Raw genomic sequence first — 12,672 nt, 5'->3', positions numbered from 1 at the left:
CTGAAACATTTATGTTCATGAATACAAAAACATAAATGCAAAAATCATGAATAAAAGCCTGACTCTTTTTAGGGTAACGCCCAAATGTCTATTTTTTTACAGGAATGGGTTTAAGGTGTATTAAACCAACGGCATCTAGCAATCTAATAATAAGATAGGTTATGTCTATTTCGTACCATTTTACTCCAAAATTAGCTCTGTTAGCGTGTTTATGGTGGTTGTTATGGTAACCTTCGCCCATCATTAAAAAATCGAAACGGAATAGATTTTTACTAGTGTTTTTCATTTTAAAATTTACATACCCGTAAATATGCCCAAACCAATTTATAATAACACCATGTATTGGTGCCATTAAAAAAGCAACAGGAAGTAAAAGCCATTGCCACCAAGCGGTTACAAATAGGGCGAAAAAGAGTATGTAAAGCCCAATCCACAGTAATCGTGAAAAACGTGAACTTGCAAAGGCATCGAAAGATTTCCATTGCGGTACGTTTTTGGTAAAACGCTGGTCTATAGCAATACGCTCCTTATTTATATCTTGATAAATGGTTTTTGTACGCCACATCATAGCAAATAAATTAGGATCGTGCGATGGCGAATGTGGATCCTGATCGGTATCTGTATACGCATGGTGCATACGGTGCATAATACCGTATCCATAAGCGCTTAGGTAGCTAGAACCTTGAAAAATCCAGGTTAATACAAATGTGATACGCTCCATGGTTTTACTCATGGTAAATACTTGGTGTGCTGCATAACGATGCAAAAAGAACGACTGAAAAAATAGGCCGCCATACCAAAGCACTATTACAAAAAGGACTACTAACATAACTTTTTTTTACAAAGATACTAGCGTGTGGTATTTTAAACAATGAACCTAAATCAATAAATGCTTGTTATAATCGTTTTCTAATTCGGCTTAAAGCCTGTGCGGTAACCCCAATATAAGAGCTTATATATTTTAAAGGTATTACTTTTAAAAGTTCTGGACGTTCCTTAAACAGCTTCATGTAACGCTCCTCGGCAGTTAGGTTTAATAAGTTTTGCTCGCGTTTAGATTTTAGTAAAAACAGGCGTTCGGCAGTTAATCGGCCAATTAAATTACCAATCTGTGTGGTTTTATAAACGTCCTGTAAATCGTTATACGTTATACTTACAATTGTGGTTTCGGTAAGGGCTTGTAGTTGGTATGCAGATGGCGTTTGCGTTAAAAATGAATCGTAAGCACTTACAAATTGGTCTTTAAAACTAAAACCAAACGTAATTTCTTTTTCGGGGTTTTCCTTTGGTATAAATAAACGTACCACGCCAGATTCTATAAAGGATATATGATTTTCAACCTCGTTAAGCTTTAAAAAAACGCTTTTTTTAGGGATAACACGACGCTTTAATTTAGACATAAAAAAATCCCAATCTGCTTGAGATATCGTGGCAATTTGATCTAAATATTTTTTTATCTGTTCCAAGTTTAAATCTACTTTATTTGGTATACAAATATAAGAATATAGACACCTTTTACCTCTAATTTAAAAAACTAACAGCTATTATTCAATGTATTTTTTCTAAACCCTTTTTTTTATCCTATTTTTGCGACTTAGTAAATTAAAAATAAGTAGACTATTGTAAGTCGAATAAAAATTAGAAAAGTTGATTAAAGATTTAATAAGCAGGTTATTTAGCAGTAAAAAGGAAACGAGTTTAAAAGAAGGCACGGTTAAGTTTTTCAATTATAAAAAAGGATACGGCTTTATAACCGTAAAAGATTCTGGCGACGAAATCTTTGTGCATACCAAAAATCTTATAGACAAGATTAGAGAAAAAAACAAAGTAACCTTCACTATCGAGAAAAGTCCTAAAGGTCCAATAGCCACCAATGTGCGCGTTATAAAATAAAATAGAGCTTGCTAAAAGTTACAAAACCATCTGTTATAGGTGGTTTTTTTATGCCTAAACTTTTAAGTTATTTGTGCTCGTTCCTGGCGGTAGGCAGGCAACCATACCCTTCGGATCTCCTCAGGATAGGAGGTTAGGCTTGAAGCCTGTCTTGAGTAAAGCCAAAAGGTTGCAAGTTCTCGCACCTTCAACGTCGGGCTGTGGCCTTTCCACTGCTATCCCTAGCGCGGGCATTTGCCTAGGCTTTTTTTATTACGTTTTAGTTTCTACTAATTTCAAAATGTCAATTTGACTTTTAATTAAAAACCTAGAGATCGATATTCTGAAAAATTGACAGAAAAACACACTATTTTAACAGCGTATTTAGCTTAATTTACAGTTTTTTCATTTTGGTATTTTTTTTGCTCTATTTAAATCGAAATCAATTAAGATTTCAAATTTGAAATAATGTTTAATTTAAAATTTTGTAATTATGAGCAATTTAGTTAGTGTTCCTAAAAACGGAAGTTTAGCGAACAGCAATTCAAATCAAAACTTCCCTACGTTGTCAAATTGGTTAGACGATATTTTTAACCGAGATCTACCATCAGTATTTGCATCAAACTTTAATACTAGTATCACTTTACCAAAAGTAAATATTAAAGAAAGTACCGACGATTTCACTGTAGAAATGGCAGTTCCGGGACTTAAAAAATCAGATTTCCAAATTGATATAGACGACAAGGTATTATCAATTTCTACAGAAACCCAAAAGGAAAGTGAACAGAAAGAAGAAAATTATACGCGTAGAGAATTTGGTTATTCTTCTTTTAAAAGAACATTTACACTCCCAGAAAGTGTTAACGACGAAAAAATTAATGCAACCTACAAGGAAGGTATTTTAAGTATTCTTCTACCTAAAAAAGAAGAAGCTAAACAGAAACCTGCCCGAAGCATTAAGATTTCGTAATGGAGTCACTAAAATTTTAGATTCAAGTAACAAGTGTATGGAAGGAGACCGCAATCGGTCTCCTCTCTATTACTAATTGTTTAATTTTTAAAATTTTAATGGTATGCAAAGAAAATTTAAATCTGGCGATTGGGTAAAAATTAGAGGAAGGCTTACAGCTCCAAAAATGCAAGTCATAAAATATGTACCCAAAAGAGATGCTGTATTAGGCGTGGTAGATTATAATTGCTATTTGGAATGTGTTTGGTATAAAAATGGCGAACGAAACACAGAAGTGTTCCATCAAAATAAACTTATTAAAACCATAGAAACAGGTGGTTTGTTCAAATTTTTTTTATCACAGCCTAAATTAAGTTTTAGCTAGTTATGCTATAATAGTTTTTATGTTGTTGTAATATTTACTCTTCTAATTAGTAAAGAGAATTTAAATAATAATAGAAAAACAAAATATAGATTAGCTAATCATAGAGGTCCGCGTAGTTTTTACGTCGGACTATTTTTTTTAGGCTTATCTAACGTCTCGATTTGTTGATTCTTTTTTTATAAGTTACAAGTATATTTTCTTTGTTTAAGTTATATAATTAATATGGCTATTGCGCTATCTAACAGATGTTTAATCTCAGTATTTAATATTTATTATGATATCTATAATTAGCCTATAAATATTTAAAATCATAGATCACTAATAAATACTTCAGCTAAAGGTTAATACTTACCTTTGTCAAAATTATTTTTATGTCAAAAAACTTTTCCGATTTAGGTATTAACGTACAGTTACAAAAAGGGTTAGCAGATTTACAAATATCTGTTCCAACAGATATCCAAGTAAAAACAATTCCTACAGTTCTAAATCAAAAAAAAGATGTTGTAGTTTTAGCCAAAACAGGAACGGGTAAAACTGCAGCTTTTGGTTTACCATTATTACAACTTATCGATACAACAAACAACGGCGTACAAGGGCTAATATTAGCGCCTACAAGAGAGCTAGGGCAGCAAATATATAATAACTTAGTAGCATTTTCGGCGCATAGTCCGGAACTAGAAATAGCATCGGTTTGCGGTGGTATTCCTATTAAACCGCAAATAGAACGCTTAAAAACACCCACTCATATTGTCGTGGCAACGCCAGGGCGTTTGGTGGATTTAATGCAGCGTGGCGCCATAAATATTAAAAGTATAAACTATTTAGTGTTAGATGAGGCCGACGAAATGGTAAGTGCCTTAAAAAAGGAAGTTGATGTTATTATAAAAGACATCCCTAAAACACGCAGAACATTATTATTTACTGCAACTATGCCAGGAGCTATTAAGCAATTGGTGCAAAATTACATGTCTAAACACGTGGTGCAAATAGAAGCAGATATGGCAACGCTTGGGCATCAAGGAATCGATCATCAATTTGTGGTTGTAGAACCTATTGAGAAATTAGAGGTTTTACTTCATTTTTTAAACTCAAAAGAAGGACAGCGTGGTATTATATTTTGTAAAACTAAGGCTGCTGTAAATAAATTGGCTAAAAAACTAGCTATAAATAAATTCTCATCTGGTGCTATACACGGTAGTTTAACCCAGGGTATTCGCGATCGTATAATGGGGCAATTTAGGGAAGGCTATATTGATATTTTAGTAGCTACAGATTTGGCTGCACGTGGTATTGATGTTAAAGATGTGGAATACGTTGTAAATTATCATTTACCAGATACCTATGAAGCCTATGTGCATAGAAGCGGACGAACGGCTAGGGCAGGTGCTAAAGGACTTTCGTTAAGTATTATTCAGCAAGATGAAATTGAAGAAATACCGGAATTTGAAAACGAATTAGGTATTACGTTTAATGAGTTTGTTAAAGCAGATGCACAAAGCATCGAAGAGAACAACGGCTTAATTTGGGCTAAAAAAATATTTAAAACCAAGCCAAATCGTGAGGTTTCGGAAGATTTTAAATCTAAAATAAAAACCATTTTTCATCATTTAACAAAAGAGGAATTGGTGGATAAGATATTAGCCAATTATTTAGCGGAAACTGGTTCTGTGCTACCAAAATCGAATGATCCTAAAAAGGGTAAAAAGAAATAGAATTATGTATTTTAATTAATAATATAGTTTTGTTCGTCAGTTCTAGTGATTCCGATTTTTATTGAAATTATATCAAGACAGATTAAAATTGAAAACTAATTTTAGGTACAAATTTCTCTCATAAAAATGAGTAAAACTCACTAAAATTGGTAGGTATTATAAAAATTCAAAATGCATTAACACACGTAAATTATTATGGCAAATAGTATTAAAAATCAAGAGGATATCTTGCAGAAATTAAATATTGAAGCGCTTAATCCTATGCAGGAAGAGGCGGTTCCAATAATTTTAGTAGCCACTAACACTATTTTATTGTCGCCAACCGGAACAGGAAAAACTTTAGCCTTTTCATTGCCATTATTACAAAGTTTAAATCCAGAATCGGAAGAAATTCAAGCTTTAATAATTGTACCTTCTAGAGAGTTAGCCATTCAAATAGAACAGGTTATTCGTTCTATGGGATCTGGATACAAAGTTAATGCTGTTTATGGTGGCAGACCCATGTCTAAAGACAAAATAGAAATAAAACATAATCCAGCTATTTTAATAGGAACACCAGGCCGTTTGTTAGATCATTTTGATGCTAATCGTTTTGATAAATCAAGTATAAAAACACTTGTTTTAGATGAGTTCGATAAGTCGTTAGAGGATGGTTTTGAAGATGAAATGAAAGCCTTAATTGGTCAAATTCCTAGTTTAAATAAACGCATTTTAACTTCTGCTACTCAAGGTGTTAATATTCCTGGTTTTGTGAGAATGGATAAACCCATCATTATAAACTATTTAAAAGAAAAGGTAGCTTCGAAACTAACTATTAAAACAGTGATTTCGCCAGACCAAAATAAGCTTAAAACGCTATTAGGTTTGCTACAACATATTGGTAACGAACAAGGTATTATTTTCTGTAATTTAAGGGATAGTATTGATGTGGTTGCAAACTTTTTAAAGCGTAATAAAATTAGATATAGTAGTTTTTCTGGCGGCATGGAGCAAAAGGAAAGAGAGCGCTCTTTAATTACATTTAGAAACGGAACATCGCAAGTGTTGTTAGCCACAGATTTGGCGGCACGAGGGATTGATATTCCGGAATTGAGCTATATTATTCATTATGAATTGCCACGTCATGAAGAAGAGTTTATTCATAGAAATGGAAGAACTGCAAGAATGACTTCTAAGGGAACAGCTTATATTTTAAAACGGCAAGACCAACGTCTTCCTGAATTTATTCAAGATGTTAAAGGTATTAATATTAATAAGAAAGCCCCAGTTAAACCTCAGTATTGGGAAACCTTATTTATTTCTGGCGGCCGAAAAGATAAAATATCTAAAGGTGATATTGCTGGCTTGTTTTTTAAACAAGGTGACATCAATAAAGACGAATTAGGAACTATTGAACTCAAGCAAGATTGTGCTTTTGTAGCAATTCCGATAGCTAAAGCAGACGATTTAGTAAACAAACTTAACAATTCACGTTTAAAAAAGAAGAAGGTCCGGGTTACCATCCTTTAATATATGAGAGAAATCAATCAAAACAAAGAGATTGCCTCTTGTATTGAAACACTTCAGAAATTGGTTGATAATTCAAATGGCCTTTCTGAATTACCAGAATCGCAACGTGTTGCACTTTTAACAGTTGCTGGGAAGTTGACTAGACCAAATCGCGATGAATTTAAGCGCCGAGGTAAAGACGCTAAAAAAGCAATAAAACGTAAAATGATTGAACGCGATAAACACGCGCGCAAGGAAACAGGAATAAGATCTGCAAGAGAAGCGAGTGTTTTTACAGCACCAAAATTATTAGCGGCTGCCGACACTCAAAAAGACACACCTGAATTGGAATCGCCGAGAAATTGTTACGTCTGTAAAACTGTATTTACCAAATTGCATCATTTTTATGATACCATGTGTACCGATTGTGGCGATTTAAATTATGCAAAGCGTTTTCAAACCGCAGATTTAACAAATCAAGTGGCTGTAATTACGGGTTCTCGATTAAAAATCGGTTATCACATTACATTAATGTTATTGCGTTCTGGAGCCACAGTTATAGCTACTACGCGCTTTCCTGCAGATTCTGCTATTCGTTTTTCTAAAGAAGATGATTATAAATTATGGAGTGGTCGTTTGCATATTCATGGTTTGGATCTACGTCATATTCCGAGTGTTGAAATATTTTGTAATTATATCGAACAGCAATATTCGCGTTTAGATATTTTAATTAATAATGCCGCACAAACTGTAAGACGTCCTTCAGGGTTTTATTTACATTTAATGGAAAATGAAAAAAAGTCTGCTATAGAATTACCACAAAACGCACAACCGCTTTTAAAAAATCATTTCGAATGTTTGAAAGAACTTTCAGATTTAAGTGTGTCAACATCAAAAACATCTAAAAATAACGTCCTGCCTGTAAAATGGCATGGTCCGGAACCAGGAATAGGTTTACGTTCATCTGCTGAATTATCTCAAATTCCATATAGTTTTGATAATGCTATAAAAACTTCGGAAGCATTTCCAGAAGGGCAATTAGATGTCGATTTACAACAAGTGGATTTACGTAAAACAAACAGTTGGCGTTTAAAACTAGGCGAAATCGAAACTACTGAAATGGTAGAAGTTCAGTTGGTAAACGCTGTTGCACCTTTTGTATTATGCAATCGTTTATCAAATTTAATGATGAAAGAAGACACAGGTAAGAAGCACATTATTAATGTAACTGCTATGGAAGGGAAATTTCATCGTTTTAAAAAGCAAGATCGTCATCCGCATACCAATATGGCAAAAGCCGCTTTAAATATGTTAACTCACACATCGGCTTCAACGTTTGCGAAGTCCGGAATTTACATGAATGCTGTAGATACGGGTTGGGTTACTGATGAAGATCCAATAGAACTATCAAAAAAGAAAGTTGAAGTTCACGATTTTCAGCCGCCTCTAGATATTGTTGATGGTGCAGCTCGTGTTATGGATCCTTTAATAGATGGTATCAATACAGGAAAGCACTGGTGTGGCAAATTCTTAAAAGATTACTTTCCTATTGATTGGTAGGCCTTCTTTTTTCAAACTCTATAGACCGCTTTATTTCTAGATGTTATAACAGGTAGAATGGTTTACCTTAAAAATAATAGCCAAACGGAGTTAAGCTACACTTTTAGATCTAAGAGCTAGAGTGTGTGATATTTTGGAATGTATTAGGTGTAAAGAATTAAAAACACACCGGCCATAATGCCCACTAACGGAATTAATTTTTTCCGTTTGTTTTGTTCTTTAAAAATAAGTCCACCAACTACTACGGCAATAATAATTTGACTTCTTTTTATGGCAGATAGTAGCATAATTAAGGCTTCTGGGTCTTGCAATGCTTTAAAATAGAAGTAATCTGCTATTTGTAATAATACACCAACCATGGGTATAGTCCATCGCCACTTAAAAGCTTTTCTTTTTTCGGCATGCGGAAACCATGTTATAGATAGAATAATAAGTAAGATAAGAATGGTGTAAAAGCAAAACCAAAACTGTAATGTTTGCGGGTTTAAAGCTAAAGTCTGTATAAGAAATTTATCGTATAAACCACTAGAAGCGCCTAAAAAGGTAGCGCCTATAATAGCGAAAATCCATTTGTTTTTCTTAAAAATAATACCTTCCTTTTTTCCAATTCTTGAGTAGAGGAACACAGAAAAAATAATTAAGAAAAAACCAATCCACTGCCAAAAGTTAGGCTTTTCTTGATAAATAGTTATAGCTCCAATAAAAGTAAAGAATGGACCTGCCGATCGTATAGGTGTTACAATGGTTATAGGCAAATGCTTTAGTGCTTGGTAAGCTAATACCCAAGAAGCAGCCATTATAGCCGATTTAATAATAATGAAACCATGCGTTTTCCATGGAATATCTGTGATATAGAGTTCCATTTTTAGCATTTGTTCTGGGTATAATTTAGAACCTATGTAGAAAGGCAGAATCAATAAAAACCCAGCAGTAATGGTGCCTAATAGTACCGGAAACACTTCGTTACCTTGTACTGCATGTTTTTTACACAGATTGTGTAAACCTAAAAAAAGAGCTGCTAATAAACCTAAATACATCCACATGGCGCGAAAATAGGTTTTATCATTTTTTTCAACTAAAAAATGGCACAAAAAATTAAAGTATTTATTCACTTTTAAAAGTGGATAACAGGGAGTGTTTTTATTAGAGTTTGGAATTAGAAAAACAAATTATTTATAGGTTAGTTAGAATGCTAAATTACCATCTCTTTTTTTCGATATTGTGTGTATAATCGAGATGTTCATGTGCTTATAAAACCCAATACTTCAGCAACTTGTTAAATTTGGTTAAAAAAGTTAAACTTTAATTAAAGGTAGGATTTGTACCTCTTTTAATCCTTTGCTTTGTTTCAAACAATAATAAATTAAAATCATGAAAAAATTATTACTTATTGCGCTTGTTGCAGCCTTTGGGTTTTCACATGTTAATGCTCAAGACATTCAATTTGGAGCTAAATTAGGAATTAACTTTGCTAACATTAATGGCGATAATACCAGCGCTTTAGACCCCATTACAAGTCTTGTTAATTTTGGTGTTGTAGCCGAAATGCCAATTAATGAGAAATTTGCCTTTCAACCAGAACTTATGTATTCTATTCAAGGCTTTAGTGTTGGCGACGATGTTGTAGCCTTAAACTATTTAAACTTGCCACTAATGGGGAAATATTATATTTCAAAGGGGTTTAGCGTTGAGGCTGGTCCACAAATTGGTTTTTTACTTTCGGCTAAAAATGAAGACATAGATGTAAAAGACAACTTTAAAACGGTAGATTTTGGGGCCAATTTAGGTATTGGTTATAAGTTGGATAGTGGTCTTAATTTTGGAGCTCGTTACAACTTGGGCTTATCTAACATTAATGATGTAGAAGGCTCTTCAGATTCCTTCAGAAATGGAGTAATTCAAGTTACTGTAGGCTATATGTTTTAGTACATTACATAATTACATTTTTGGCTCTATAATTAGTTCTTCTAAGGCTGATTGTAGAGCCATTTTTTTATGCATAATTTCTGTGTTTATACTTTTACTTCTCATTTAAAACTATTAGTGTAAAAATCCCATTGGTAAAATAACAGATTTGGTATAGTCAATACCGCCAAACGTAGATTAGACTTTATATATAGCCTATTAAGTTTCATTTTTGAAGTGTTAAACCAAAACACTCATTACAATGAAAATATTCACATTCATATTAAGCTTCTTTTTTATGCAAATTGCTTTTGCACAGGAAACTCAGCCTAAAGTATGGTCGCTTCAAGACTGTATAGATTATGCTTTAGAACATAATATTTTGGTTAAAGATGCCATATTAAATAAAAATAGTGCCGAAGTAGATTATAGTAAAGCAAAGTCTTCAAGATTACCAGATTTATTTGGTAATGCTTCTCAAAGTTTTTCTAGTGGTAGCACCATCGATCCTATTACAAGCGATTATGTAACCGATCAAATACACAGTACTAATGTTGGGATAAATAGTTCGGTTACTTTATTTCAAGGTAACCAGATTAGCAATCAAATTAAACAAAATAAAATTCTTTTAGATCAGAGTATTTTTCAAGAGGAGGTCGAAAAAAACAATATTGTTTTAAATATACTAGAAACGTATTTACAAACCCTTTATAGTAAAGAAAGTATCGCTATTGCGGAAAACAATTTAGAAGCATCTGAAAAAGAGGTGTTTAGAGCAAAATCACGTTTAGATGCAGGAACCATAGCGTTAAGCGATTACACCGAAGCACAAAGTCAAACTGCCACAAATAGATACAATGTAATTGCTGCTAAAAACGACTATCAACAATACATAATAGCATTAAAACAGCTACTGGAATTATCTCCAATGGACGATATAGAAATAGAAACTTTTGATGATAATCTAGACCTAGTAAACCTTCAATTGGATAAAACTGAAGTTTATAATAACGCACTAGACTTTTTACCAGAAATTCAAAGTAGTATGCTAAACATTGCTGCCAACGAAAAGGCGTTAGATATTGCTAAAGGTGGTTTTTTGCCAACCTTATCCTTAATAGGCAGTATTGGTTCTGGATACACGAGTATTAGCGACAATACGTTTTCCGATCAATTTGATGTCAACTTTAATCAGAAGTTAGGGTTGTCGTTAACTATCCCAATTTTTAATAGAAACCAAACCAAAGCTGTTGTAAAAACAGCAACTATAAATATTGAAAAAGCAGAAATACAAAAACAATTAACAGAAAAGGAAGTGTATAAAAAAGTAGAAACGGCGTATCAAAATGCGGTATCTGCGCAGGAGCAAGTCATTGCATCAGAAGCATCAAAAACGGCAGCAGAGCAATCGTATAAGCTAGCTCAAAAGAAATATGAATTAGGCGACTTAAGCACAACCGATTTAGTGATAAGTCAAAACACATATACTAATGCGCAACAAAATTATTTGCAAGCCAAATACCTAAATATTTTATACAATCAATTATTACAATTTTATCAAGGAAACGATATCAAACTTTAATATTAATTCATATGAAAACTAAAAAAAACATCATCATAAGCAGTATAGTAATTTTAGTACTCGCTTTTGTAGGCTACTCTTTTATAAATAGTGAGAATGCTATTGTTATAGAAGCAAAAACGGTGGCAGTTAAAAAGGCAAATGTAATTACAATGGTTACTGCAACAGGAACCATGGAACCCATAACTCAAGTAGAAGTAGGTACACAAGTGTCTGGAGTTGTAGAAAAAATATATGTGGATTATAACAGCGTGGTTAAAGAGGGTCAGTTAATTGCTGAGTTGGATAAAACCAACCTAAATGCTGCAAAAACACAAGCACAAGCAGCTTACGACAACGCTGTAAGCCAAAGAAATTACGTAAAATCAATTTACGACAGACAAAAAACATTGTTCGATAATCAAGTGATTAGTAAGTCTGATTTTGATGATGCTGCTTATAACTACGAAACAGCAAAAGGAACGGTAACTCAGCGTTATTCCGATTTACAACAAGCTAGAACCAATTTAGGTTATGCTAATATTTATTCGCCAATCGATGGTGTGGTTCTGTCCAGAGCGATTGACGAAGGGCAAACCGTTGCGGCAAGTTTAAGTACACCAACGCTATTTACCATTGCACAAGATTTAAAAGAAATGCAAGTAGAAGCCGATGTGGATGAAGCAGATATTGGACAAGTAAAAGATGGACAACGTGTAACATTTACCGTAGATGCTTATTTAGGAGCAACCTTTGAAGGTGTGGTAACACAAGTTCGTTTAGATCCAACAGTTACTTCAAATGTAGTAACGTATACAGTTGTAATTAAAGCGGATAACCCAGATTTAAAACTAAAACCAGGATTAACAGCAACCATTTCTATTTATACTTTAGAATTGAATGATGTTTTAACTGCGGAAGCAAAAGCCATCAACTTTAAACCAGAAAGAGAAGTCTTAGCAAATTATAATTTACAACATCAATTGGAAGCTAATAACACTGAAATAACCAAAGAAGAAACAACTCTTTGGGTGTTAGGAAACAACGGAGAAATTACTCCTAAAACCGTAACGCTAGGAGCAAGCGATGGTGTAAATGTGCAAGTGTTAAATGGAGTTTCTGAAGGAGAAAAACTAGTATACAGCTTAAAAGGTGTTTCAAAATCGGAGGCAAGTGCTTCCGCTAAAAGCGAAAGTCCATTTATGCCACAACGTCCTGGAGGTAACAAGAAAAAATAAAA

The 12,672-nt window shown here is 33.4% G+C and carries 12 protein-coding genes; 9 read left to right on the top strand and 3 right to left on the bottom strand.

Going from position 1 to position 12,672, the window contains the following annotated elements; translation table 11 throughout:
* Positions 1–88: 88 nt before the first annotated feature.
* Positions 89–829 (bottom strand): acyl-CoA desaturase, encoded by a 741-nt coding sequence (locus AAFN75_RS15870; protein WP_411807280.1) that lies wholly within the window; start codon positions 827–829, stop codon positions 89–91.
* A 67-nt stretch (positions 830–896) separates the two neighbouring features.
* Positions 897–1,466: a Crp/Fnr family transcriptional regulator gene (locus AAFN75_RS15865; protein WP_411807279.1), complete on the bottom strand. Its 570-nt coding sequence runs from the start codon at positions 1,464–1,466 to the stop codon at positions 897–899.
* 181 nt (positions 1,467–1,647) lie between these two features.
* On the opposite strand from AAFN75_RS15865, the gene AAFN75_RS15860 reads away from it, so the two are divergent.
* The 6 genes from AAFN75_RS15860 (at position 1,648) to AAFN75_RS15835 (ending at position 7,966) form a co-directional block, all read left to right on the top strand.
* Positions 1,648–1,893 (top strand): cold-shock protein, encoded by a 246-nt coding sequence (locus AAFN75_RS15860; protein WP_411807278.1) that lies wholly within the window; start codon positions 1,648–1,650, stop codon positions 1,891–1,893.
* Between the two features lie 472 nt (positions 1,894–2,365).
* Complete coding sequence (locus tag AAFN75_RS15855; protein ID WP_411807277.1) at positions 2,366–2,842, top strand: Hsp20/alpha crystallin family protein; 477 nt, start codon at positions 2,366–2,368, stop codon at positions 2,840–2,842.
* A 103-nt stretch (positions 2,843–2,945) separates the two neighbouring features.
* A complete protein-coding gene (locus tag AAFN75_RS15850) occupies positions 2,946–3,206 on the top strand; it encodes a hypothetical protein (RefSeq protein WP_411807276.1) in 261 nt (86 codons plus the stop codon).
* Between the two features lie 371 nt (positions 3,207–3,577).
* Positions 3,578–4,918, top strand: coding sequence for a DEAD/DEAH box helicase (locus tag AAFN75_RS15845; RefSeq protein WP_411807275.1), 1,341 nt, complete (start codon positions 3,578–3,580; stop codon positions 4,916–4,918).
* A 195-nt stretch (positions 4,919–5,113) separates the two neighbouring features.
* The gene (locus tag AAFN75_RS15840) at positions 5,114–6,427 is read left to right on the top strand and encodes a DEAD/DEAH box helicase (RefSeq protein WP_411807273.1); all 1,314 of its coding nucleotides are present in this window, start codon (positions 5,114–5,116) and stop codon (positions 6,425–6,427) included.
* A 3-nt stretch (positions 6,428–6,430) separates the two neighbouring features.
* On the top strand, positions 6,431–7,966 hold the full coding sequence (locus AAFN75_RS15835; RefSeq protein ID WP_411807272.1) for an SDR family NAD(P)-dependent oxidoreductase: 1,536 nt from the start codon (positions 6,431–6,433) through the stop codon (positions 7,964–7,966).
* A 143-nt stretch (positions 7,967–8,109) separates the two neighbouring features.
* On the opposite strand, the gene AAFN75_RS15830 is transcribed toward AAFN75_RS15835, so the two are convergent.
* Entirely contained in the window at positions 8,110–9,009 is a 900-nt protein-coding gene (locus tag AAFN75_RS15830) for an EamA family transporter (protein WP_411809291.1), read from the bottom strand.
* 328 nt (positions 9,010–9,337) lie between these two features.
* Here AAFN75_RS15830 and AAFN75_RS15825 point away from each other — a divergent pair, with 328 nt between their 5' ends.
* From AAFN75_RS15825 to AAFN75_RS15815, 3 genes are all read left to right on the top strand, one after another.
* Positions 9,338–9,892 (top strand): porin family protein, encoded by a 555-nt coding sequence (locus tag AAFN75_RS15825; RefSeq protein ID WP_411807270.1) that lies wholly within the window; start codon positions 9,338–9,340, stop codon positions 9,890–9,892.
* 241 nt (positions 9,893–10,133) lie between these two features.
* Positions 10,134–11,453, top strand: a complete 1,320-nt coding sequence (locus AAFN75_RS15820) for a TolC family protein (protein WP_411807269.1) — start codon at positions 10,134–10,136, stop codon at positions 11,451–11,453.
* Between the two features lie 11 nt (positions 11,454–11,464).
* A complete protein-coding gene (locus tag AAFN75_RS15815; protein WP_411807268.1) occupies positions 11,465–12,670 on the top strand; it encodes an efflux RND transporter periplasmic adaptor subunit in 1,206 nt (401 codons plus the stop codon).
* The last annotated feature ends 2 nt before the right edge of the window (positions 12,671–12,672 follow it).

Origin of the sequence: Algibacter sp. AS12, from assembly GCF_046736315.1 — a bacterium.
Lineage (GTDB): Bacteria > Bacteroidota > Bacteroidia > Flavobacteriales > Flavobacteriaceae > Algibacter_B > Algibacter_B amylolyticus.
The sequence above is the reverse complement of the archived record's forward strand: the minus strand, read 5'-3'. Positions and strand labels throughout refer to the sequence as shown.

Coding starts and splice junctions, on each gene's coding strand:
- AAFN75_RS15815 (WP_411807268.1), top strand. CDS start 11,465: ATGAAAACTAAAAAAAACATCATCATAAGCAGTATAGTAATTTTAGTA.
- AAFN75_RS15835 (WP_411807272.1), top strand. CDS start 6,431: ATGAGAGAAATCAATCAAAACAAAGAGATTGCCTCTTGTATTGAAACA.
- AAFN75_RS15850 (WP_411807276.1), top strand. CDS start 2,946: ATGCAAAGAAAATTTAAATCTGGCGATTGGGTAAAAATTAGAGGAAGG.
- AAFN75_RS15845 (WP_411807275.1), top strand. CDS start 3,578: ATGTCAAAAAACTTTTCCGATTTAGGTATTAACGTACAGTTACAAAAA.
- AAFN75_RS15830 (WP_411809291.1), bottom strand. CDS start 9,009: ATGTGGATGTATTTAGGTTTATTAGCAGCTCTTTTTTTAGGTTTACAC.
- AAFN75_RS15870 (WP_411807280.1), bottom strand. CDS start 829: ATGTTAGTAGTCCTTTTTGTAATAGTGCTTTGGTATGGCGGCCTATTT.
- AAFN75_RS15820 (WP_411807269.1), top strand. CDS start 10,134: ATGAAAATATTCACATTCATATTAAGCTTCTTTTTTATGCAAATTGCT.
- AAFN75_RS15825 (WP_411807270.1), top strand. CDS start 9,338: ATGAAAAAATTATTACTTATTGCGCTTGTTGCAGCCTTTGGGTTTTCA.
- AAFN75_RS15840 (WP_411807273.1), top strand. CDS start 5,114: ATGGCAAATAGTATTAAAAATCAAGAGGATATCTTGCAGAAATTAAAT.
- AAFN75_RS15855 (WP_411807277.1), top strand. CDS start 2,366: ATGAGCAATTTAGTTAGTGTTCCTAAAAACGGAAGTTTAGCGAACAGC.